General features: G+C 43.0%; 20 protein-coding genes and 1 pseudogene. 15 read left to right on the plus strand and 6 right to left on the minus strand.

The features are described 5' to 3' along the window. Positions 1-103: 103 nt before the first annotated feature. The 3 genes from ftsE to AC3ZVC_RS07215 all read left to right on the plus strand — a co-directional run bounded on the left by ftsE (position 104) and on the right by AC3ZVC_RS07215 (position 3,159). Positions 104-790: a cell division ATP-binding protein FtsE gene (gene ftsE / locus AC3ZVC_RS07205; RefSeq protein ID WP_490067554.1), complete on the plus strand. Its 687-nt coding sequence runs from the start codon at positions 104-106 to the stop codon at positions 788-790. Continuing rightward, a complete protein-coding gene (ftsX, locus tag AC3ZVC_RS07210; protein ID WP_490067556.1) occupies positions 780-1,673 on the plus strand; it encodes a permease-like cell division protein FtsX in 894 nt (297 codons plus the stop codon). The genes ftsE and ftsX overlap by 11 nt, the downstream gene beginning before the upstream one ends. A 154-nt stretch (positions 1,674-1,827) precedes the next feature. After that, positions 1,828-3,159 (plus strand): murein hydrolase activator EnvC family protein, encoded by a 1,332-nt coding sequence (locus AC3ZVC_RS07215; RefSeq protein ID WP_490067558.1) that lies wholly within the window; start codon positions 1,828-1,830, stop codon positions 3,157-3,159. An 88-nt stretch (positions 3,160-3,247) separates the two neighbouring features. Here AC3ZVC_RS07215 and AC3ZVC_RS07220 read toward each other — a convergent pair. Next, positions 3,248-3,463: pseudogene (locus tag AC3ZVC_RS07220) on the minus strand (manganese catalase family protein); the annotation flags it as partial. A 470-nt stretch (positions 3,464-3,933) separates the two neighbouring features. Here AC3ZVC_RS07220 and AC3ZVC_RS07225 point away from each other — a divergent pair. From AC3ZVC_RS07225 to AC3ZVC_RS07245, 5 genes are all read left to right on the plus strand, one after another. Next, on the plus strand, positions 3,934-5,385 hold the full coding sequence (locus AC3ZVC_RS07225) for a S41 family peptidase (RefSeq protein WP_490067561.1): 1,452 nt from the start codon (positions 3,934-3,936) through the stop codon (positions 5,383-5,385). Positions 5,386-5,619: 234 nt separating this feature from the next. Beyond that, positions 5,620-6,813 carry a PDZ domain-containing protein gene (locus AC3ZVC_RS07230; protein WP_490067563.1) on the plus strand — a complete coding sequence of 398 codons (1,194 nt, stop codon included), beginning with the start codon at positions 5,620-5,622 and terminating at the stop codon, positions 6,811-6,813. 164 nt (positions 6,814-6,977) lie between these two features. Beyond that, on the plus strand, positions 6,978-7,142 hold the full coding sequence (locus tag AC3ZVC_RS07235) for a hypothetical protein (protein WP_490068856.1): 165 nt from the start codon (positions 6,978-6,980) through the stop codon (positions 7,140-7,142). Positions 7,143-7,155: 13 nt separating this feature from the next. Then, positions 7,156-7,842, plus strand: coding sequence for a glycosyltransferase (locus AC3ZVC_RS07240; RefSeq protein ID WP_490067567.1), 687 nt, complete (start codon positions 7,156-7,158; stop codon positions 7,840-7,842). Between the two features lie 25 nt (positions 7,843-7,867). Next, entirely contained in the window at positions 7,868-9,022 is a 1,155-nt protein-coding gene (locus AC3ZVC_RS07245; RefSeq protein WP_490067571.1) for a glycosyltransferase, read from the plus strand. Here the strand turns inward: AC3ZVC_RS07245 and AC3ZVC_RS07250 are convergent. Continuing rightward, the gene (locus tag AC3ZVC_RS07250; RefSeq protein ID WP_490067573.1) at positions 9,012-10,187 is read right to left on the minus strand and encodes a glycosyltransferase family 4 protein; all 1,176 of its coding nucleotides are present in this window, start codon (positions 10,185-10,187) and stop codon (positions 9,012-9,014) included. The genes AC3ZVC_RS07245 and AC3ZVC_RS07250 overlap by 11 nt on opposite strands. Beyond that, positions 10,184-11,302 (minus strand): glycosyltransferase family 4 protein, encoded by a 1,119-nt coding sequence (locus tag AC3ZVC_RS07255; RefSeq protein ID WP_490067575.1) that lies wholly within the window; start codon positions 11,300-11,302, stop codon positions 10,184-10,186. Before AC3ZVC_RS07255 ends, AC3ZVC_RS07250 begins: the two co-directional genes overlap by 4 nt. Before the next feature lie 407 nt (positions 11,303-11,709). Between AC3ZVC_RS07255 and AC3ZVC_RS07260 the strand changes: the two genes are divergently transcribed. The 4 genes from AC3ZVC_RS07260 to AC3ZVC_RS07275 all read left to right on the plus strand — a co-directional run bounded on the left by AC3ZVC_RS07260 (position 11,710) and on the right by AC3ZVC_RS07275 (position 15,253). Beyond that, positions 11,710-12,255, plus strand: coding sequence for a hypothetical protein (locus tag AC3ZVC_RS07260; RefSeq protein ID WP_490067579.1), 546 nt, complete (start codon positions 11,710-11,712; stop codon positions 12,253-12,255). A gap of 263 nt (positions 12,256-12,518) precedes the next feature. After that, positions 12,519-13,064, plus strand: coding sequence for a general stress protein (locus AC3ZVC_RS07265; protein WP_490067582.1), 546 nt, complete (start codon positions 12,519-12,521; stop codon positions 13,062-13,064). A 170-nt stretch (positions 13,065-13,234) separates the two neighbouring features. Beyond that, positions 13,235-14,335, plus strand: coding sequence for an AI-2E family transporter (locus tag AC3ZVC_RS07270; protein ID WP_490067585.1), 1,101 nt, complete (start codon positions 13,235-13,237; stop codon positions 14,333-14,335). Positions 14,336-14,497: 162 nt separating this feature from the next. Then, positions 14,498-15,253: an NRDE family protein gene (locus AC3ZVC_RS07275; RefSeq protein WP_490067591.1), complete on the plus strand. Its 756-nt coding sequence runs from the start codon at positions 14,498-14,500 to the stop codon at positions 15,251-15,253. A gap of 37 nt (positions 15,254-15,290) precedes the next feature. Here the strand turns inward: AC3ZVC_RS07275 and AC3ZVC_RS07280 are convergent, their stop codons facing one another. Then, positions 15,291-16,706 (minus strand): PAS domain S-box protein, encoded by a 1,416-nt coding sequence (locus tag AC3ZVC_RS07280; RefSeq protein ID WP_490067596.1) that lies wholly within the window; start codon positions 16,704-16,706, stop codon positions 15,291-15,293. Positions 16,707-16,838: 132 nt separating this feature from the next. Next, positions 16,839-18,263, minus strand: a complete 1,425-nt coding sequence (pdxR, locus tag AC3ZVC_RS07285) for a MocR-like pyridoxine biosynthesis transcription factor PdxR (RefSeq protein ID WP_490067600.1) — start codon at positions 18,261-18,263, stop codon at positions 16,839-16,841. 131 nt (positions 18,264-18,394) lie between these two features. Here pdxR and AC3ZVC_RS07290 point away from each other — a divergent pair, with 131 nt between their 5' ends. Further along, complete coding sequence (locus AC3ZVC_RS07290) at positions 18,395-19,291, plus strand: DMT family transporter (protein ID WP_490067602.1); 897 nt, start codon at positions 18,395-18,397, stop codon at positions 19,289-19,291. 329 nt (positions 19,292-19,620) lie between these two features. Here the strand turns inward: AC3ZVC_RS07290 and AC3ZVC_RS07295 are convergent, their stop codons facing one another. Beyond that, complete coding sequence (locus AC3ZVC_RS07295; protein WP_490067604.1) at positions 19,621-19,896, minus strand: alpha/beta-type small acid-soluble spore protein; 276 nt, start codon at positions 19,894-19,896, stop codon at positions 19,621-19,623. Positions 19,897-20,080: 184 nt separating this feature from the next. Between AC3ZVC_RS07295 and AC3ZVC_RS07300 the strand changes: the two genes are divergently transcribed. Both AC3ZVC_RS07300 and AC3ZVC_RS07305 read left to right on the plus strand, forming a co-directional pair. Further along, positions 20,081-20,314, plus strand: coding sequence for a DUF2198 family protein (locus AC3ZVC_RS07300; RefSeq protein ID WP_490067607.1), 234 nt, complete (start codon positions 20,081-20,083; stop codon positions 20,312-20,314). A gap of 228 nt (positions 20,315-20,542) precedes the next feature. After that, the gene (locus tag AC3ZVC_RS07305; RefSeq protein WP_490068857.1) at positions 20,543-20,992 is read left to right on the plus strand and encodes an Lrp/AsnC family transcriptional regulator; all 450 of its coding nucleotides are present in this window, start codon (positions 20,543-20,545) and stop codon (positions 20,990-20,992) included. Positions 20,993-21,477: the final 485 nt, after the last annotated feature.

Genomic DNA, 21,477 nt, shown 5'->3' on the forward strand with positions numbered 1-21,477 from the left:
TACAAATATTGTGTCATCCTTTATGTCGAAAGGATGTCGTTTTTTAGCGAAAAGAGCAAAATCTCTTTAATTCTTAATACACACTAGATATTAGGTGATATATATGATCGAAATGAAAGACGTATATAAGAGGTACCCGAATGGCGTCACCGCAGCAAGCGGAATTGACGTCCATATCAAACAGGGTGAGTTTGTGTACGTTGTAGGTCCAAGCGGAGCCGGTAAATCAACCTTTATTAAGATGATGTACCGGGAAGAGAAGCCCTCCAGCGGGACGATAACGATAGATGGAGTGAACCTTGCTACTTTGAGAAGTACAAAGGTTCCACTTTTAAGAAGAAAAATCGGCGTAGTCTTCCAGGACTTTAAACTATTGCCTACATTAACGGTATATGAAAATGTAGCTTTTGCCCTTGAAGTAATAGAAGAACATCCTAAAACGATAAAAAAGCAAGTTATGGAAACACTGGAGCTTGTAAATCTAAAGCATAAGGCACGGATGCTTCCGACAGAATTATCAGGCGGAGAGCAGCAGCGTGTTTCCATCGCCAGATCGATTGTCAATTCTCCGAAGGTCGTGATAGCGGACGAGCCTACAGGTAACCTTGACCCGGATACATCATGGGAAATCATGAACATCTTCGAGGAAATCAACACGAGAGGAACGACTGTGGTCATGGCAACTCATAATAAAGAAATTGTCAACACGATTAAAAACCGCGTTATTGCCATTGAAGGCGGCCGGATCGTACGTGACGAGCAAAGAGGTGATTACGGCTATGAAAGCTAGAACATTAAGCCGGCACTTCCGTGAAAGTTTTAAAAGCCTTGGCCGTAATGGATGGATGACGTTCGCTTCGGCAAGTGCGGTAACAGTAACCCTTATTTTGGTTGGCGTATTTTTCGTCATTATGATGAATCTCAACAAGGTGGCGACAACCATTGAAGAGGACGTGGAAATCCGCGTTCACATCGATGTTGCTGCAAATGAGCAGGATCAGCAAGTTTTACGGCAAAAAATCGAAGGAATACCCGAAGTCAAAACAGTCGAATACTCAACTAAGGAAAAAGAGCTTGATAATCTGATAGACAGCCTTGGTGAAGAAGGGGAAGCCTTCAAACTGTTCGAACAGGATAATCCGTTGAACGATGTATTTATCGTAAAGACGAAAAAACCGACAGATACAATGACAGCAGCAAAACAAATTCAAAAAATGGAATATGCATCAAATGTGAAGTACGGGCAGGGACAAGTTGAAAAGCTCTTCAACTTTATTAATGCCAGCCGGAACGTTGGGCTGGTGCTGATTGTCGGCCTTCTTTTCACAGCCATGTTCCTGATTTCAAACACAATAAAAATTACCATTATGTCGCGAAGAAGAGAAATCGAGATTATGAGATTAGTAGGAGCAACCAATGCCTTTATCAGATGGCCATTCTTCCTGGAAGGCTTATGGCTTGGACTGCTTGGAGCTATTATTCCAATCGGGCTTGTTGCAACAGCCTATTATTATGCATATGACTACCTGGCGCCAAAGCTTGAGGGTCATTTTATCAGGTTGCTGGAATTCAGCCCGTTCATTTACCAGGTTTCCGGCCTGCTTATCCTAATGGGTGCGCTCATTGGTGTATGGGGAAGCTTAATGTCAGTGAGAAAGTTCCTTAAAGTGTAACCGGCTTTGAAGGGCCTGCGGGGGGAAACCTTTTCAGGCGCCTTCAAGCCTCATATAATAGACGAATTATAGAGAGAAATGTTTCAAAAATAACGGTTAAAATTGAACGATTGACCTGTACATATGGTGTTCATTGAAAGGAGAAATCGGAAAATTGAAGAAATCCATTATTACCTTATCATTAGCTGCCATTTTGGGGTTAGGCAGCATAACAGTCGGACTGCCTGCTGACACGGTGGTTGCGGCCAATAAATTAAATGAGCTAAACAGCCAGAAAAATAAGATCAACCAAGAGCGCTCTGGAATAGAATCAGAGATTAATACGACAGATAAACAGATTAATAAGATCCAAGGTGAGCAAAAGTCAGTAGAAAGCGAAATTCAGCGCCTTGATAAGGCTATCAGCGATGCTTTGGCAAAAATTGAAGAAAAAAACAAACAAATCACCGCTACAAAACAGGAAATTAAAAAGCTTGAAGGTGAAATCAAAGTTTTGGTAGAACGCATTGAAAAGCGCAATGAGCTTTTGAAAGACCGTGCCCGCAATTATCAGGAAACGGGCGGAATGGTAAGCTATATTGATGTATTGATGGGAGCGCAGAGCTTCGGAGATTTCATTGAGCGTGTGGGTGCAGTTGCTACAATTGTGGAGGCTGACCAGGGGATTTTAAAAGAGCATCAGGCTGATAAAGATGCATTGGAACAAAAACAGGCTCAGGTTAAAGAAGAGCTTGCTTCCTTAGAAACAATGCGGGCCGAGCTTGAAAATATGAAAAAAAGCTTAAACGCACAAAAGGCTGAAAAAGATAAGTTATTGGCTTCCTTAAAGAAAGAGGAAGAGCATATGCATGCTGCGAAAATGGAACTTGCGGAAGAAAAAGAAATTCTTGCAGCCCAGGAAGCAGCGCTTCAAAAAGCTATTCAGCTTGAGCAAGCAAGACAGGCTGAAGCAGCTAAACAAGCAGAACTTGCAAGACAGCGTGCAGCCCAAGAAGCAGCTAAAAAGAAGAGTTCTTCTTCTGCAAAAAGCAGTTCAAGCAATAGCACTCCACAGGTTTCTTCTCCAGCCCCAGCGCCGGCAGTATCAGGCGGAGCCTGGACAAGACCAGCTTCCGGACGACTTTCTTCCGGGTTTGGCAGCCGTTCATTAGGTGATCACTATGGTGTGGATATTGCTTCTGGCGGAACGGTACCAATCGTAGCAGCTGCTGACGGTGTTGTAATCCGTTCTTACTACTCCAGCAGTTACGGGAATGCGATCTTTATTGCCCACTCTGTTGGCGGACAAACGTACACGACTGTTTATGCACATATGAGAAGCCGCTCTGTCGGTTCTGGTGCGACAGTATCTAAAGGTCAGCAAATCGGTATCATGGGTAACACTGGACAATCTTATGGCCAGCATTTACACTTTGAGCTTCACAAAGGTTCTTGGAATGCAGGCAAAACAAATGCTATTAATCCAGTTGGCATCGTGCCTCTATAAAAATACTGAGTGGAAGGAGCTTAGCTTCTTCCACTTTTCTTTTACCCGTATAGAAGGACTTTAATCCTATTTATGCCCCGTCATTATATTATTTTACATTTGGCGGCGTATCATGGATATATGGAGGGGCGGGTTTTAATTTAGGTGCGGATGCAAACGGAGGGACTTCATGCAGGTATTTGAAAGTTCCTTGGCCATCCATGCTGCGGCCGGAAGCCCAGCGGCCCTGGCTGCTTTCATCCCCTCTTGACAGATTCATAAACACATAGGAAAATTCCTCTTTCTCAAGCTCTTTCGGGAATGTGCACACATCCCTCTCTTTATTTTTCATCCAAACCATAATATTCGTTTCTGGAAATAAAGTGCTTTTACTAAACTGCTAAAAGAAATCATAACTCGTCCATTTCCAACATAGGATGGAATGAGCAAAGACATCCCGCTTTCCTTTGTGGGGTGTTTTTTCGTTGGAAGAGACCAGTGTTCTGCCTGCACGATTGCCTTGAGATTCAAGGAGTAATGCTTAAAATGAAAAAGTGGCGCATATGCGATGGAAAATGGAGCATAAAAACAAAAAGTGAAGCAGAAAGGTGCAAAAGTGGCGCATAAAATTAAATCTTTGAATGATAACCTTGAAAAGAAGCAGCTGTCATGAGATTGAAAGATGCAAACCTGCGTTCATTTATAAAAAATTTGCATGAAGACAGCCGATTACAGCTGAATTAATTCTCTGAGGCTCAAAATATATACTATATGCAGCCGGAAAGGAAGATGGAGATGAGCAGAAAATGGATAGTCCTGCTGATGACGGGGTCATTGCTGACAGGAGCGGGCGGTACATATGCGGGCATGCAGTGGCTGACAAAGGAAAACCCAAATGCAGGAGCCGAAAACCAGTTAATAGATTCAGCTGAAAATAATACTCCGATAGATGAAGAGAAAATAGAAAAGGTGGAGACGGCCTACCAGCTGATTTTAAAAAGCTATGTAGAAAAGGTGGAAGAAAAGCAGCTTGTAGAGGGTGCCATTCAGGGAATGCTCGCAACACTAAAGGATCCTTATTCGGTTTATATGGATGAAGAAACGGCGAAGCAGTTTAGCGATACGCTTGAATCCTCCTTTGAAGGCATTGGGGCGGAAGTGAGCATGGTGGAGGGCAAAATCATCATTGTTTCTCCTTTCAAAGACTCGCCTGCTGAAAAAGCCGGTTTAAAGCCCAAAGATCAAATTTTAAAAGTGGACGGAGAAAGTGTTGAGGGATTGGACTTATATAAAGCTACGATGAAAATCCGAGGGGAAAAAGGAACAAAAGTAAAGCTCGAAATTGCCCGGCAAGGGTTAAGGGAGCCATTAACTGTCGAGGTCAAAAGGGACGAGATACCGCAAATCACGGTATTCTCAGACGTTAAAAACCAGGGTGGCAAAAAGATTGGCTATACGGAAATTACCTCTTTTTCAGAAGACACCTCTAAGGAGTTTGCGAAGCAGTTGAAGGAAATGGAGAAGGATGGGATTGAGGGGCTTGTCATTGATGTGCGTGGAAATCCGGGCGGCCTGCTCTCATCTGTGCAGGAAATCCTAAAGGAACTCGTGACTTCCGAAAAACCCTACCTGCAGATTGAGAAGCGAAACGGAGAGAAGATGAGATATTTCTCTACGCTGGAAAAGGCCAAAGACTATCCTATTGCTGTATTAGTCGACAAAGGCAGTGCATCTGCATCGGAAATTCTTGCCGGTGCTTTGAAGGAAGCTCAAGGATATACATTAATCGGGGAAAATACCTTTGGAAAAGGAACCGTCCAGCAGCCTGTGGCAATGGGAGACGGAAGCAATATAAAGCTCACATTATTTAAATGGCTGACTCCGGATGGAAACTGGATCCATAAAGAAGGCATTAAACCAACCCTGGAGGTCAAACAGCCTGACATCTATCACACACACCCTCTGCAGGTGGAAAAGCCTTTAGTGGTAGATATGAACAACGAAATGGTGAAAAACGCGCAAGAAATCCTGGATGGGCTGGGATACGAACCAGGCCGAAAAGATGGCTATTTCAGTGAATCCACAGCCATTGCCGTCAAAGCCTTCCAACAGCAAAAAGAACTGGAGCCAACCGGCCAAATTGACAAAAAAACAGCATCTGCCCTCGAACAAACAGCCATTGAAGAAATGAAAATAGAACAAAACGACCTCCAGCTGCAAACAGCCCTGAGGTACATCGCGAAATAGGTAAGGTACCAGGTACCACCCGAATTTTGTCGAATCTCCATCATATTTTTTTATGAATTGCATAGGTACCTGGTACCCATTTTCAAGCAGGAGGATTTTTCCTTCTGCTATTTTTGTTTTTGGGTGAGTTTGTGATAGGTTTTGAGTGGGGGGTTTGGTAGAATATAGAGTAATAGATCTTTCTGGTAAATACATAATTTCTTGTGAAATTTATTATAGAGGCTGGTGGCAAGTTTGGTTGAGGAGTGGATTTTTGAGTTTTTGAAAGGGACGGGTAAGCTGTTATTGAATCCGGTATTTTATTTTCTCGTTTTTGTGGCCGCATACCTGGGTGTTTCCCGTGTAAAGCGTGAGCGTAAAAACTTTTCTGTCCGTGCGGAGAATGCCTATTTTGAACTGAGGCAGCTCATCCCGCTTGGGCTGCTGGCCGGTATGGCGGTATCCATCGTTGTGGTTGGAGCTGGACTCGTCATTCCAATGGAAACGGTTGTCTTTACTGCTGTCCTTACATTCCTGTGGAGCTTCACGACAAAAGTAAGATGGATGGCGCCAGTTTATACGCTGGGGTTCGCCTTTTTTGCGACGATGTTTGCGGTTGAGCAGCAATGGCCGCTGCCGTCTTTCGCAAAATCATTGACATCTTCAGAGGATTCAATCTTCCCAGCCATCGCAGTGCTGCTTGCCATGCTCGTAATAGTGGAGGGCTTCCTTATTTTTAAAAATGGACGGAAGGGCACATCTCCTAAACTTGTAAAAAGCAAGCGCGGGCAAATGATCGGCATCCATGAGGCAAAAAGGCTCTGGATGGTACCCGTTTTTCTGCTCATTCCAGGAAGTGCCCTCCAAGTTCCGTTCGAATGGTGGCCGGTTTTCGAGATTGGCGGTAAATCCTATTCGCTGATCTTGGTGCCGTTCGCGATTGGGTTTTATCAGCGGATCCAGGGAACACTTCCTAAGGAAGCAGTCAAGCTTCTTGGCCAAAGGATCATTGCATTTGGCTCGCTGCTTTTACTGCTGTCAGCGGCAGGCTACTGGTATCCGCTTGCAGCTGTAGGGGTGGTAGCGCTTGCGATTATCGGAAGGGAATTTATATCGCTCCGCCAGCGAATGTCAGAGGACCATGCCCCGTTTTATTTTTCCAAGCGTAATCAGGGTATTATGGTTCTTGGGGTCGTGCCGGGATCGCCAGCGGATAAAATGGCTCTTCAGGTTGGTGAAATCGTCACGAAAGTAAACAGCGTGAAGGTTCATGATGAAAAAGGATTTTATGAAGCTTTACAAAAGAACGGGGCGCACTGCAAGCTTGAAGTATTTGATGCAAACGGCCAGATTCGCTTCGTCCAGCGTGCTCTTTACGAAGGTGACCACCACGAGCTGGGCCTGCTGCTCGTGCAGGATGAGAAGAAGTGGGATAGTGAAGCTGTTTGATTATTATACGATTCTTAGGCACTCCTTTTAAACGGGGTGCTTTTTTATTTGTTTCGTGCTCCTGATATCTACCTCACTGGCCTAATGACCATATCGGAAACCCTAATATCTCATACAATATCGAAAAGGTGTTTTCTTAATATTATGGAAGAATTCTTCAGCGCATCAAAGCAGGTGATTTCCTGCATATTCCCCAGGGAGCCCGTCATTGTGTAAAGGCCATTTCATCTTTGGAAATTGTAGAGGTACAGCTGGGGACAAAGCTGAGTGAAGATGACATAATCCGGATTGCAGATTCCTGGGAAGAAGCGGTGAGGCTCTGTATATAAAAGGGGGATTTTCATGGTCTCTATCATTTGCTGTACGATGAGGCAGGAGTTTATGGAAAATGTTTTTTGCAACTATGAAAATCAGATTTGGCCTCAAAAGGAACTGATTGTGATACTAAACAATAATCAGGTTTATATTGAAAAATGGTGGTTAAGGGCTAAACAAACCCAGAATGTCTCCATTTTTCAAGTCCACTCAGATATGACACTGGGTGAATGCCTCAATCTCGGAATTGGAAAAGCGAGGTATAACACCATTGCGAAGTTTGATGATGATGATTACTATGCCCCGGCTTATCTGGTAAATTCAATCCATGCCCTTGAAAGATCTAAGGCTGATATCATCGGTAAAAGATCCGTTTTTATGTACTTTGAAAATGAAAAGGTGCTGGCTGTCCATAAACCCGGCAAAGAGAATATTTTTGTAAAACAAGGGATAAAGGGAGCTACTCTTGTCTTTAAAAAAGAGGTTTGGGAACATACCAGATTTCCAGCCTTAAACCTTGGCGAAGATACTTTTTTTCTAAGTGAGTGTGCAAAAAAACAGTGTAAGATATTTTCAGGAGATAAGTACCATTACGTTTGCTTGCGTTTTTCACAGCCGGGGCATCATACATGGAATATTGGGAATCACATTCTGCTAAGAAAGTCTTCAATGGTTTGTGAAACAGAGGATTTCAGACCTTTTGCAGAAGGTTAACTAATGTGGGCTGGAGTTGAATATCATGGGCGATTATCAGGTTGTCTGGAGGGGGCCGGTTCTGGATGCTACCGGTTATGGAACAGCAAGCAGAGAGTATGCACTGGCCTTGGACCGGCAAGGGGCAGATGTCAAAATAGAGCCTTACACCTGGAACTTTCCTTATAAGTTCAGTGACCAGAAGAAAAGGGAGCGGCTGGCACATTTGATTGAAAAACCTTATGCAGATCATAAATCGAAAATACTCATTTATCATTCTCCTCCAAGCAACATCACACTGGGAGAGGAGAAGAAAGATTTCGACCATATGATCCTGAATACGGTTTGGGAAACAAATAAAATACCAAGCCAATGGATCCCGATGATTCATTTATTTGATGCTGTCTGTGTTCCCAGTACGGCAAACATCAAGGCCATCCAGAACAGCGGTGTGCCTGTTCCCGCGCACCTCATTCCCCATGGAGCAGATACGGAAGCTTTTCATCCTAACATTCCAAAACTGTCGATTAAAGAAGCGGAAGACAGGTTTGTTTTCATATCAGTATTTGATTTTCAGCATCGGAAAAACCCTGAAGCCCTTTTAAAAGCCTATTGGGAAGAGTTCAGCCAGAAGGAGCGGGTCTTGCTGATCATTAAAACATATGGGGACTCCCGGAAAAAGATTTTAAGTGCTATTTCTGAATACAAAAGAAAAAACGATTTTAAAGAAAACACAGCCCCTGTTTATATCATGTCCGGGATTTTTTCTGAAGTGGAATTAAAGGGTTTGTATACACTTGGTGATGTTTTTGTTCTTCCTTCAAGAGGAGAGGGCGTGGGACTCCCCTATTTGGAGTCACTTTCCAGCGGGACTCCGGCAATTGCTGTAAGCTGGGGAGGGCATATGGATTTCCTGAACAAAGAAAATTCGTTTTTAGTTGATTATAAGCTTAGTCATCCTGGGAAAGGCAAGGAAAACGCCATTTCTAAATTGTATTCGGACTTATTTGAAGGAGAAGGGCAGTTATGGGCAGAAGCGGATATCGGGGATTTAAAAAAGAAAATGAGAATGGCATTTGAAAATCCGCATCTTTGCCAGAAAAAAGGAGCTAAGGGCAGAATCGACATGCTCTCGCGCTCCTGGGATCATGCTGGTGTCTTATTAAAAGCAGCGATTGAAAAGACCCTTGCTAAAAATTAAGTGTTTCCGCAATATCCTTCTGCATGTTTTTGGCTATCGAATGCCACGAATAATTTTTATTAATGTATTGCTGACCCGATAAGGCAATTTGGCTTAAACGTTTTTCATTGTGAACAGATTGGTTTATCTTTTCGGCAAAATCATTTTTTTCGGCAGGGATATAATGCTTTTCGGCAACAACGTTTAACCCGCGCACCCCGTAAGCGGTCGAGAAGAGAGGCAGGCCGGCTGATAGAAACTCAAGCGTTTTTATGTTAATGCCAGCCCCTGTAAACATAGGGTTAAGCGCAAAATTCGATGAAGCTATGAGTCTTAATTTGCTTTGGTGGGGGATTCTGCCCAACAATTGGACATTTGCCTTACTAATCTTTGAATAGGGATTGCTGCATCCCCCAGCAATAACAAAATCAAGATTCGGACACTTATTGGCAAGTTCATTTACAATAAATCCGGCAGCATCAATATTAGGCGGATACTCCGATCCGATGAAAAGCCCGACTGGTTTTTCATTGGCATTTTTTTTAGGGGGAAGCCATTCACCTGGATGGATTCCATTAGGAGCAAGCTTTACTTTACATGGCGCAGCTTTATAGATTTCAATAAAGCTATTTCGTTCCGTTTCGGACGTAGTAAAAATCAAATCGGCTCCTGCTCCCAGCTTCTGTTCCAGCTTAAAAACATCAGGCAGATAGACCTTTGAATTTTCATCTTTCCAAAGCTGACTTGCTAAATGGTATTCATGATTATGGCTATTGTAGATTCTGGGTTTGCCATCAATGCCCAGGAACCGATCGTACCCCAGTAAAAAAGGAGATTCGTGGATAATGAGATCGCTGCTGGTTTCATAGAAGCGTTCGAATTGTTTTTTAAACGTGGTGTCATGCTTTGACAGCTCCATATTCACAATCAATCCGAGTTCATAAAGTGGGATGCTGCTTGGGAGTTTCCTTCTGACCTCATCAAATAATGAGTCTTTCCTGACCTTATATTCCCTGAACGAGGGCGTGTAATGAAAGAGACCTTCCTTCCTGCCATGGGTTTGGGAAAGAAGTGTAATGTCATAGTAACGGCTAAGTTCTTTATAAAGGTGAAAGTATCTCAAGGTACCTCCGCTGATGGGTGGATTTACGACAGGAAAATGGTTTACTACCAGAATTCTTTTCATGAGGACCTCCCCTGTGACAAAACGCTTCGGAAGACGTCTAAGGTATCTTGGGCACTCTTTTTCCATGAAAAGGTTTTGGCCCTTTCTGCCCCTTTTTTAATCAGTTCCAGCCTTTTATCAATGACCAGCCTCATTTGCAAAGCCATTTCCTCAGGATCTTCTGGATTAAACATGAGTGCAGCGCCTCCGGTAATCTCCGGGATGCTGCCTCGATCCGAGCAAACAATAGGAGTACCGGTTTTCATCGCCTCCACAAGCGGTATGCCAAATCCCTCATAAAGAGAAGGAAAAACAATAAAGCTTGAATTGTAATAAAGGTATGGCATCTCTTTGGCAGGAATATAACCAAGAAGTTTAACAAAGGCTTCTAGCTTATTTTTCTTAATGAATTGCAGTACTTCCTCATAAACATTATTTCCTTTATAAAAATATCCTGTGAGAACAAGAGAGAGCGGCATATTGTATTTTTTCTTTAGAAGAAGGAAGGCATTTAATAGGTTGTGGTGGTTTTTATGAGGGTTATAGCTAGCCGGATAAAATGCATAAGCATCGGGTAATCTGTATTTTTCACGGACTGCATCCTTCATCTTTAGATCAGGCGGTGAACTAAAAACGGATGGGGCATCTTCATAGATCACATGTATCTTTTCTTCCGGAATTCCCAGGTTCCGGACAATGGCCTCCTTTGAAAAAAATGAAACAGTAATAATTGCATCAAAGTTTGGGGCGTATTTCTGATAATATTGATTATTCCATTCCAGATCGCCTGAGACAAAATCGGGATAGGATGTATGGAGGACATCATGGATGACAGCAACAACTGGAATCCTGATATTAGAAAGATAGGATCTATGCAAAGGACAAAACCAAACATCCAATTGATTTTCATGGATCGCTTTATGGATGTCGGATACATCTCTTAATCTTTTAAATAACACCTTTTTTATCTTGGCGCTGGAATCAGGAAATAGGTCTCTAAAGGGATTTCTTAGAAATAAAAATAGCCTTATTTCTTCCTCGCTTACCGCCAGAAATCTTACTAAATTAGATATATATTGCTCGACTCCCCCAAACCGCTCCTCAGAAAGGTTCAAAAGATTGATTCCGATTCTCATAAATGCTCCTTTCACCTAACTTTTTTCTGAAAAATAATGAAATAGACTATTATTTCGCCTGCTCAATTAGCGCTTATGATGCATTAAATATAACAAGGACATGTTTATCCGATAGAAATTCTCCATTGTTAATTTAAGGCTGTTTTTGCAAAGTTTGTTGCTTACAAACTAGTTTTAATTACTGAGTTGATTGGAGTGGAAGGCACTTGACTCCTGCGGGAAGAGAGGGAGCGGGAGACCCCACAGGCGTGAAACGCCGAGGACGCTCCCGTTCCTCCCCGCGGAAAGCAAGTGACTGGAGCGGAAATCAACGGGCAAGCTTTATAGCCCAAAAACAACAATCTATACGAAAAGAGCCTAATTTAATGTATGTCTCTTACGGCAAAAAGTTAAAGGAGCGATTTAAAATGCTGAGCAATAAAAAACATAATGATTTTCAGATGCCGGAAATCACAACGGGTCCCTTTCTTATTCCCTTGGAAACAGATTGTGAGTATCAGGTTGGAAGGGATAATGACAGGATCATCATTATTTTAAAAAACCCAACGTCTAAAAGATTACGAGCGTCAGTGAAACTGGGAGTCTGTCTCCAGCCGCAGGCACCAATGATCCAACAGGATGGTCTAAGGGTATTTAAGAACATACCTGAAAAGGATTACAACCTTGGCACATTTGAGCTAAAGCCACATACATGCACAAGAATTGAAAGAGATATTCCGGAAGCCTGCCTTTTGGGAAAAGATGAGAGAAATGCTGTTTATCGCATATCTGCAAAAGGTGACTTTAAGATCAGTGATCGCTCAGGTGAACCGGTTTGCGGACTCCTCGAAATCTCAGTTGTGGGGGGAAGCATCTTTAACCCAAGTGAACCAGGCTTGGAACAGGCAGACTCGGCTACTTTGTTCCGGTACAAAGATTTCGCAGTATGTGAGGGCGAGGATTGCTGGTGTTAGAAAGGAATGCATGGAAGCAAAGGTATCACGTTTTATTAACATTCAACTAGGTAATATTTTTAAGAGCTGCAGAGTTATCTCTTAGTTTTATTTAAATTTAATCTGAAATTTAAAACTCTAATTAGCATTAATTAAAAATCTCCATAGTTAGGAGATTTTTTTTTTGTAAAAACATAGACATGTTTAGGGGGATTTACGCCGGGTATGGATTATATGTAGCAAAAATCGTACTCCTATTGATCTTAGCAAAGGAGGAATTAACAATGGAAAAAACAATTGTAGGTGGAGTATTTAGAGATTCTGAAGAAGCCGTACGTGCGATTGAGAGATTAAAAGAGAGCGGATTTAACCCTCATGATATTTCTGTATTAGCTAAAAATGACGACGAATTGGAAGAAATCGAGGAGCGCACAGATGTGGATGTGATGGACGAAGGATCCCATCGCGGAGCCAATGCCGGAAAAGGTGCAGGAATCGGAGCAGGTACGGGCGGCGTTTTAGGCGGAATTGCCGGCCTGATTGCTGAGATTGGTTTGCTTAGCATTCCCGGAATTGGTATTCTGGCGGCAGCAGGACCGATTGCGACAACATTAAGCGGAGCTGCTATCGGCGCTACGGGCGGCGGCATCATCGGTGCACTGACAGGAGCGGGCATACCGGAAAATGACGCGAAAGAGTATGAAAAGTTTGTGAAAGAAGGCCATATCCTCTTACTGGTCGAGGTTGACGAAGAACAGCGCGAAAGAGTGCAGACAACCTTTACGGATAACCGTTCCTTAAATACTCATATGTATACAGCTCGATCATAAGCAAGGAAGGAGCATTCCTTTTAAATAGGAATGCCCCTTTTTTAGTCTATTTCTGAAACCTTTTAGAAAAGCTGTTCGTATAGGACATATAGAAACCAACTTCATAATAGTAGAATTTAACCTTAATATGGTATTCTTTACTTATCCAAACAAGGAAAAAAGGTGACATTGTGGCAAAGAAAAAACTGCAGTACTGGACTTTGCAATTGCTGATTATTTTAACAATCATCTATGTATCAACAAAAATTTCCTTCCTGTTTGAACCGGTCGGCATTTTTGTATCAACATTATTTTTTCCGATCATTATTTCAGGATTTCTGTATTTCTTATTAAATCCGCTTGTGAAATTGCTTCAGCGGTACAAGGTTCCAAGGACGGCTGCCATTTTGATCATATATGCAGCGGTGATTGGGCTTGTAGTCCTCGTGATTGGAAATCTGGCTCCGCTTATTAGCAGGCAGGTGACCGAGTTATTCAATGATCTGCCAGGATATGCCCGTACAACCCGTGAATTCATTAATTCGATGGCGGACTCTGAACAGTTTAAGTGGTTTATGGCACAGGATTACATATCAATTGAAGAAATTGAAGCAAGGATCATGGAATATGCCAATACGCTGCCAAGCCGTGTAACGGAAGGGGTTGCCGGAATTGTCAGCTTGGTTACAAATATTGCAATCACCATTGTAACCGTGCCGTTCCTGCTGTTTTACATGTTTAAAGACGGTGATAAGTTCCCTGCGGCTGTTTCAAAATTTATCCCCACTTCTTATCGGGCAGAAGGTGTTAAGACTTTAAAGGAGACAGCAGAGACGCTATCTTCCTACATCCAGGGACAGATTACAGTCGCCTTGTTTGTCGGAACATTATCGTTCATCGGCTACTTAATCATTGACCTGCCGTATGCGCTCGTTATGGCGCTCATTGTGTCGATTACCAATATTATTCCGTATGTCGGGCCGTTTCTCGGTGGAGCTCCTGCAGTCATTGTTGCCCTTTTCGACTCCCCGACAAAAGCCTTGCTCGTTGTGGTGGTCATTGTTATTGCACAGCAGATTGAAGGGAATGTGCTTTCCCCGCTTATTCTGGGGAAAACCTTGAACACACATCCGGCTACCATTATTATTCTGCTGCTGGTCGCGGGCAATCTGGCCGGAATTCTCGGCATGATCTTAGCGATCCCTACCTATGCTGTTACCAAAACGATTGTTCTAAATACAGTCCGGTTTTTAAGAGCCAGGAAAACGGCTAAGGAAGAGGCTGTTACTTAAAGAAAATTTGGAAGCTCCTTTTTGATTTCTGAAAAGGGGCTTTTTCAATGAAGAGAAAAATTTATGCTTTGTACAGGTTCCTTAATCAACCGCGCCTTTTTACTCTTCCCTTCCCAAAAGGTACAATAAAAGCAATAAAACAATCGAAAGCAGTGATCGTTCATGTGTTTAATTCTATTTGCATACAAGGTGCATCCAAAGTATAAGCTTGTGGTTGCAGCTAATCGGGATGAGTTCTACGAGCGGCCAACTGCCCCGGCACATTTCTGGGAAGATCATCCGAATATCCTGGCCGGACGGGACTTGAGCAAAATGGGCACCTGGATGGGAGTGGCGAAGGATGGAAGGTTCGCTGCCTTGACTAATTACCGTGATCCAAAAGAAGTAACAGATGGGAAGCGGTCAAGAGGAGAGCTTGTGGCCGGATTTTTAAAAAGCAATGGCAAGCCTGAGGAATTTATGAAAAAAGCAGCAGGTAACCGCGAGCAGTACCCCGGCTATAATCTGCTTGCCGGCAGCGGGGATGAGCTTTACTATTACTCAAATGTTGAAAACCAAATGGAGAAGCTGGAGCCGGGGATATACGGAGTCAGCAATCATGTGCTAAATACCGAGTGGCCAAAGGTGAAAAGAGGGAAGGAGGGTCTTGCTGACCGAATGGAAACCTCCGATAACAGCTTAACTGAAGAACTATTTACCCTTCTGCAACATGCTGATCCTGCACCTGACGAATTTCTTCCCAAAACAGGCGTTTCCCTTGAGTGGGAACGCATCCTGTCGCCGATGTTTATTAAAAGCGAAGGGTATGGAACAAGAAGCTCAACGGTCATGCTGATGTCAGAGGACGAAATTTTTTACAAAGAACGGGTGCATGTTGGCGACAGTCAGGAAGAGCAGGAATTTACGATCCAATACTAAGAAGCCAGAGTAGCTCTGGCTTCTATTTTCATGGCTATCATACAAGCGGCAGCGTAATCCTCACCGTTGTGCCTTCATTTTCCTTGCTGTGAATATAAAGGTTTCCGCCATGGTTTTTTATAATCTTTTTACATATCATAATGCCGAGGCCTGTCCCTTTTTCCTTTGTACTGTAAAAAGGCTCACCCAATTTTGCAAGGCGCTCTTCGGGAATTCCGATGCCTTCATCTTCAACGCTGATGATGACAAAGTTGTTGTCCTGCCGGATATCAACGTTAATTTTTCCGCCCATAGGCATCGCTTCAATCGAGTTCTTGATCACATTAATGAGAACCTGTTTAATTTTATCCTTCTCGCATTTCACATTGAAGCTGCACTGTGTTTGCGTGAATTCTATCATAATGTTTCCCATAACCGCCTGGCTATTTAGAAGCGTAATGACACTTTTCACGACTGTAATCAGGTTCGTTTCTTCCATTTCGGTAATTTGCGGTTTGGCGAGAACAAGCAAATCATTTACGATATCTTCAATTCGTTCCAGTTCATTGAGGATGACATCTGCAAAATCGCCTTGTCTTTCTTCATTTAAAAGCTGTGTAAACCCTTTTATCGCTGTGAGCGGATTACGGATTTCATGAGCGATACCAGCAGCCAGCTGGCCTACAACCGAAAGCTTTTCTGCATTTTGCAGCTTTTCTTCTGTCTTCTTCTGGCCTGTCACGTCCTTAATAATAATCTGGTAAACCTTTCTATTTTTAAAAGTGGTCGGAATCAGCTGGACTTCGGCCTTTCTCGTTTGACTATCTGTCCGGATCAAGTTCAGCTCGAAATTCACACTTTGTTTTGTAAGTAAAAAGTCATCCAGGGTGGAATGTTCGGAAGGGGGAGTATAGTCGTGGAGGGAGGTGCCGATCATTTCTTTGATGCTGGTGAATCCAAAGAGCTTCTTCCCTTCATTATTGATATAAGTCCAAATGCCTTTTTGCGTTACCATTCCAATCGTATCTTTAGAATACTCAACAAGAAAACGGTACTTTTCCTGTGTTTCAAGAATCTCCTCTTCCATGATAATTCGCTGTGTCATATCTCTGATAATGCACATCATTTCCTTATCTTCATTAATAACGGAAAAATTCGCTTCCAGCCATAAATAATGGCCCTCATGATGCCTGAAGCGAAAGGTTACCCGTTTATGGGGGAGTAAATCGAGCTCAGCAAATGCCTCCCGCAAAAGATCCCGGTCACTTGGGTGGCAATATGTATAAAGGCTGCTTTTATAAAACTCCTGCTGGGTATAGCCAAGCATCGGCAAACAGGAGGGAGAGACATATAAAGCAATTCCCTCTTTTGTAACGCGCGAAATAATATCGCTTGAGTGCTGAATGGCCAGCTGCAAATTCCTCGCTTCTACCTTATCGGCGAACAGATCAGCGTGGTTTTGGGTCATGATCATTTTTTCATCCCTCCTTTTTGAAAATTGGCACTTTTCCATTATTATACATGACTTATTCTGTTTGACATATAGGATAAATTTCACCTTATTAGCTCGTAAAAATAAAAAAAGATACCGGATTAGGTACCTTTTTCATAGAAATTTTCTAATCTGCTCTCCTAATATACGAATGCCTTCTTTCAGTTCCTCCAAAGGAGCATACGCAAAGGAAATCCGTATGTAGCGGTTAGGTCCATCACTGTATATGCTTCCAGGATTAATCAATACTTTTTTTGAAAAAGTCTGTCCGTACAATGTTCGGATCGGAATATCCGACGGAACCTTGAGCCAGATGAAAAACCCGCCTTCAGGACAGTTCCATTCCGCCAGACCGGATAAGTGAGTGTCCATTGCTTCCAGGGCTGCCCCGCGCCGGTTTCTCAACTGCTTTCGAACTGCTTCCATATGCTTCTGATAAAGACCGCTCGACAGCCATTTGGCAGCAACCCTTTGCGAAAGGGAACTCGATCCGTAGTCGGTTTGCATTTTTAAATCGGCTAAACGGTCAATAACGGGTTCAGGAGCTGCTACCCAGCCGATCCGCAGTCCTGGGCTTAGAGTTTTCGATAAGCTACCCATATATAGCACCTGACCATTTTTGTCCATCGCTTTCAGAGGGAGAGGAGGCGGCTTATCAAGCCAAAGCTCGCGATAAATATCATCCTCAACGATTGGAAGCTGTTCACTCCCGCAGGCTTGAAGCAGCTCCTGCCGCCTTTTCTCAGACATTAGAATGCCGGTAGGATTGTGATAGCAGGGTATCGTATAAAGAATTGATTTCCCTTTTTCATATTTCTTAAGGGAAATACTCTCCGGCAAAACACCCTCGTTATCCATTGGCAGCCCTTTTAAGTCCATGCCGGCTGAACGGAAAAGCTGAAGAGAGTATAAGTAGGAAGGCTTTTCGAGAAAAACAGGCGATCCTTTTTGCAAAAGGCCTAACGAGACAAGCTGCAGGGCCTGCAAGCCTCCGGAAACAATGAGAATGGAAGAAGGGGAAATACTGATTCCCGCTGTTGCCAAATAATCACTGACCGCCTGCCGCAATGGCAGATACCCCTTTGGTTCCTCATAGCCCAGCACACCTAATTCTTCTGCAGTTTCTTTAAGTACCTTTTTCATGGTTTCAACCGGAAAGATCTCCGGTGACAATTCCCCTTTGCTCAGCTGGATAAAGTTTAGGTCAGATTCAGTGTCGTTAATTTCCTGGACGATTTGCTCACTTGGCTTATGAACACCTGTGTGAACATACTCATTCCAATTGGTCGGCTGTCTGGCGGCAAGCAGAGTCCAGGTATTATTGATGACTCTTGTGCCAACGCCAGTTTTCCCTTCTATTAACCCGTCTGCAGCAAGCTCTTCAAGCGCTGTAATAATGGTACTTCTATTTACACCAAACTCTTCTGCAAGCTTACGCTGGCTCGGAATTTTGCTTCCAATTGGCCACTCGCCGTTGGAGATCTTGTCTTTAATACTCTCGACAATTTGCTGGTATTTAGGCATATGCTCTGCATTCATCTCTATAACCGCCTTTATTAAAATTGGCTGGTAAAATTCATTCCATATTGGTTGAAGACATTGTAGCAGTTATTGACTATCATGAAAAGCAACACAATCAATGGCTGGTAATTTAGGAAGGGGGAATGGACGTGAATGCTAAAAAGCTACTAATTATCGGGGCACACTGCTCCATTATATTGCTTTGGGCTTCTGCGTTCCCGGGGATCCGGGCAGGGATGCAATCATACTCGCCGGAGCATCTTGCCCTGTTAAGGCTCCTGATTGGCTCGGCAGCTTTGGCAGTATTTGCTTTTGTGACAAGAATGCGCCTGCCTGATGTTAGAGATCTTCCTGCTATTTTCATACTCGGATTTCTTGGTTTTACTGTTTACCATACAGCTCTTAATATAGGGGAACAAACAGTCAGCGCCGGACCGGCCAGTTTAATCGTATCGTTGACCCCGGTCTTTTCTGCCGCCTTGGCGGCGCTATTTTTAGGCGAGCGTTTTGGATGGGTTAGGTGGCTGGGTTCCGCCATCAGCTTTGCTGGCGTAGCCCTTATTTCAATGGGCACAGGGGATGGTTTTGAAATCCAAATAGGAATTTTGTTTGTCCTGCTTGCTTCCGTTTCAGAAAGTGTCTATTTCGTATTGCAGACGAAATACTTTAAAAAATACGGATTCCTGGCCTTTACAGCTTATACCATTTGGGCAGGAACAATCCTTATGCTGATTTATCTTCCGGGACTGGGAGGGGAAATTCTCCAAGCTTCAACTGAATCTACATTAAGCGCCATCTATCTGGGGCTTTTTCCAACGGTCATTCCTTATATTGCTCTGGCATTTCTCACTTCAAAGGGAGGGGCTTCTGAAGCTACAAGCTCATTGTATCTCACACCTGCTCTGGCATTTGTCATTGCCTGGCTATGGCTTGGGGAAGTCCCGGCTGTACTTTCGATTGCTGGCGGTGTGGTCGCACTAATAGGAGTCCTGGTTATTCATGCAAAAGAAAGCCATGCTGAAAATGGGGCAGTCGCTGCGAAATAGAAGAGCTATCCTGGAGGGGGGGATAGCTCTTCTATTTAACGTATATAAATCCTGGTTTCGTTTTAATAAGGAATCTTTTCTAATGGCTCTTTTCGTATAGATTGTTGTTTTTGGACTATAAAGCTTGCCCGTTGATTTCCGCTCCAGTCACTTGCTTTCCGCGGGGAGGAACGGGAGCCTCCTCGGCGTTTCACGCCTGCGGGGTCTCCCGCTCCCTCTCTTCCCGCAGGAGTCAAGTGCCTTCCACTCCAATCAACTCAGTAATTAAAACTAGTTTGTAAGCCATAAACTTTGCGAAAACAGCGTTAATAAAAACATTCCACATGATCTTACTTTTCCTTCATCCGCTCCTGCGCCAAGAGTACAAGCTCCTTCACCATGTTACCGCCAATTTTCCCGCCAACAGTTCCAGCCTGTTTGGAAGTCAAACGGCCATTATACCCTTGCTTCAAAGGCACGCCAACTTCTTCAGCTACTTCATATTTCACACCATCAGGGTTTTCCCGGTCAACCTGGTATCCCTGGGTTGCCATTACTTGATTTTTCAGCTGGTCCAGTGCTGCCCTTGACTCCGGTACAAGGGGCCGGCGCTTTCTTCTTGCCATGCTGCATTCCTCCTTCAGAAATTCTTTTTCCTTATTATGTGCCGATCTGACGGATTTACCCCTTATAATGAAACGCATATTAAATAAGAAAAGACTTGTACATAACGGCTTGAAAAGCTATTCTATTGTTATGACAATGACCTTGAACGTTTTGTGAACAAATCTGAAAAGAAGGTGTAATCAATTGGCATTAAAATACCTGTTAGCCCTGTTGCTTCCCGGTCTGCTTGTATTGCTTTTTACAAGAGTGAGCTACAATCGTGTAGTTGGCCTTGTATTGACAGTAGGACTTATTGCAGCTTCCGTTTATAAAGGATATACAGATACACTCGGACTTATTGTGGCAGATGCGTTTTCACTTACAGCCGGTTTCTGGTACGCCCAAAAAATGAGGCCAAGTTCTAGAAAAAGTGTTTAGAAATAAGTGAATAGATTTTTTAAAGACATTCTCTTTAGCTCGTATTACCTGCGGGAAAAGAGACACTCAAATTATGAGGTAATAATTTTGGACATAATCTTCAATCAAACGATTGATTGATAAAATGATGGCTGGATGTCTGCTTCCTGAGGAGCAGCTATTAGCGTTGTGATGTATTACAAGAGTAATAAAATGAGTTTATATAATTTCGTTTTGAGTGGTGAAAAGATGAAAATTGATCAGGTTGATAAAACAATTCTTGAGCTGCTTTCCGATAATGGAAGAATGTCTTATGTAGACATTGGAAAAGAACTAGGAATTTCCCGTGTTGCTGTCAGGGAGCGCGTGAATCAAATGATTCAAAAAGGAATCATTGAAAAATTTAGTGTTGTCATAAATTCTGATTCAGTAGGTAAAAGTGTTTCTGCGTTTTTCGAGGTGGATTGTGAGCCCGCACATTTAGTTAAAGTCGCCGAGACATTAGCGAATAATCCACAAGTTGCCAGCTGTTATCAAATGACAGGACCGAGTACCCTGCATATGCATGTTCTGGTAAATGACTTTCCAAGCCTGGAATCCTTTATTAATAAGGAGTTATATGGGTTAGAAGGGATTACCAGAGTAGAGAGCCATATTTTATTAAGGCGCTTTAAGAGTAGAAGTGGTTTAAAATTATAAAAATTCAGAATCCGTAAGCCGGGGCTGCTGCTTCCTCATCGGTCAATCTTAGAAATTTTTAGTCCTCTTTAATTCATCAAGATTAAAAATATTAGGCTCTTTTCGTATAGATTGTTGTTTTTGGACTATAAAGCTTGTCCGTTGATTTCCGCTCCAGTCACTTGCTTTCCGCGGGAGGAACGGGAGCCTCCTCGGTGTTTCACACCTGCGGGGTCTCCCGCTCCCTCTCTTCCCGCAGGAGTCAAGTGCCTTCCACTCCAATCAACTCAGTAATTAAAACTAGTTTGTAAGCAACAAACTTTGCGAAAACAGTCAAACATTAACACCACCTTCCTTTATAGTAGACTAGCCTCCACCTGAATCGGGTCTTTCTATTTTCAGTTTCCTTTTTTAATAAAATTCTCGAATGCGCTTAAGGCTTTAAAGCTGAAATAACCTCAAAAAAATAACCCAAAAATATTAAGTATTGAAAAATAAACATTTTT

Source organism: Cytobacillus sp. C11.1 (assembly GCF_058145115.1).